This is a genomic window from Oscillatoria sp. HE19RPO, assembly GCF_024220515.1.
GTDB lineage: Bacteria > Cyanobacteriota > Cyanobacteriia > Cyanobacteriales > Laspinemataceae > Laspinema.
Genome location: NZ_JAMXOT010000222.1, coordinates 1 through 2029 on the forward strand (window position 1 = coordinate 1; position 2029 = coordinate 2029).

A 2029-nucleotide genomic window follows, 5' to 3' on the forward strand; every position below is an offset into this window, starting at 1 on the left:
TCCTATTTCGCCGAGCCTCTCTCCGAGACAGCGCCCAGATCGTTACGCCTTTCGTGCGGGTCGGAACTTACCCGACAAGGAATTTCGCTACCTTAGGACCGTTATAGTTACGGCCGCCGTTCACCGGGGCTTCAGTCGCCAGCTTTAGGGTTACCCCCTGACCGACTTCCTTAACCTTCCGGCACTGGGCAGGCGTCAGCCCCCATACCGCGTCTTGCGACTTTGCGGAGACCTGTGTTTTTGATAAACAGTCGCCTGGGCCTCTTCACTGCGACCCCCCTCATCAGGGGGCACCCCTTCTCCCGAAGTTACGGGGCCATTTTGCCGAGTTCCTTAGAGAGAGTTATCTCGCGCCCCTTAGTATTCTCTACCTCCCTACCTGTGTCGGTTTCGGGTACGGGCCTCGATTGTTTATGGTGCAATGAGCTTTTCTTGGAAGCTGGACTCCTACCACTTCGACCCCGTAGGGTCTCGTACTCGTGCCTCAGCTCAGGACGTTTTCGCCGTCCCTCAACACCTCGAACACTTGAACCGGTAACCAACATCCGGATGGCGGCAGCCTTCTCCGTCACTCTACACCAACAACCGAAGGTACGGGAATGTTAACCCGTTGTCCATCGACTACGCCATTTGGCCTCGCCTTAGGTCCCGACTACCCCTCCGCGGACGAGCCTGCCGGAGGAACCCTTAGGGTTTCGGGGTATTGGATTCTCACCAATATTTTCGCTACTCAAGCCGACATTCTCACTTCTATACAGTCCACACCTGCTTGCCGCTAGTGCTTCACCCCATATAGAACGCTCCCCTACCAATACAAAATATGTATTCCACAGCTTCGGTATGTCACTTAGCCCCATTCATTTTCGGCGCAGGAGCGCTTGACCAGTGAGCTATTACGCACTCTTTCAAGGATGGCTGCTTCTAGGCAAACCTCCTGGTTGTCTTTGCACTCCCACCTCCTTTATCACTGAGTGACAATTTGGGGACCTTAGCTGGTGGTCTGGGCTGTTTCCCTCTTGACGATGAAGCTTATCCCCCACCGTCTTACTGGCCGAGTGTTCCCCTGGTATTCAGAGTTTGCCTCGATTTGGTACCGCTCTCGCAGCCCGCACCGAAACAGTGCTTTACCCCCAGGTTTAAATCTCGACCGCTGCGCCTAAACACATTTCGGGGAGAACCAGCTAGCTCCGGGTTCGATTGGCATTTCACCCCTAACCACACCTCATCCGCCGATTTTTCAACATCGGTCGGTTCGGACCTCCACTTGGTTTTACCCAAGCTTCATCCTGGACATGGTTAGATCACCCGGGTTCGGGTCTATAAACACTGATACTTCGCCCTATTCAGACTCGCTTTCGCTTTGGCTGCGGCATTTAATGCCTTAACCTACCAGTGCTTATAACTCGCCGGCTCATTCTTCAACAGGCACGCGGTCGAACGTTAAATCGTTCTTCCACTGCTTGTAGACTGACGGTTTCATGTTCTATTTCACTCCCCTTCCGGGGTTCTTTTCACCTTTCCCTCGCGGTACTGGTTCACTATCGGTCACGCAGTAGTATTTAGCCTTACGAGGTGGTCCTCGCTGATTCACACGGAATTTCACGTGCTCCGTGCTACTCGGGATTCAGCCCAGCTGCTCTCCTTTTCGACTACAGGACTTTTACCTTCTGTGGTTCCGCTTTCAACGGATTCGTCTAAGTTGATTGGTCTGTTGTGGCTGTCCCACGACCCCATCTGGTAAACCAAATGGTTTAGGCTCTTCCCTTTTCGCTCACCACTACTTAGGGAATCGAGTTTTCTTTCTCTTCCTCGGGTTACTAAGATGTTTCAGTTCACCCGGTTAGCTCTTTCCCGCCTATATATTCAGCGGGTAGTTCATAGGGTTGCCCCATTCGGACACTTCCGGATAATAGCTTGTTTCCAGCTCCCCGGAACGTTTCGCCGGTCACCGCGTCCTTCATCGCCTCTGCGTGCCTAGGTATCCACCGTCAGCCCTTTGTAGCTTGACCACAATTTGGGCTTCTTTTTT

At 53.0% G+C, this 2029-nt stretch carries 1 rRNA gene; it reads right to left on the reverse strand.

Annotated features, from left to right (window positions below):
• Positions 1–2009 (reverse strand): 23S ribosomal RNA (locus tag NG833_RS19900); the annotation flags it as partial.
• Positions 2010–2029: the final 20 nt, after the last annotated feature.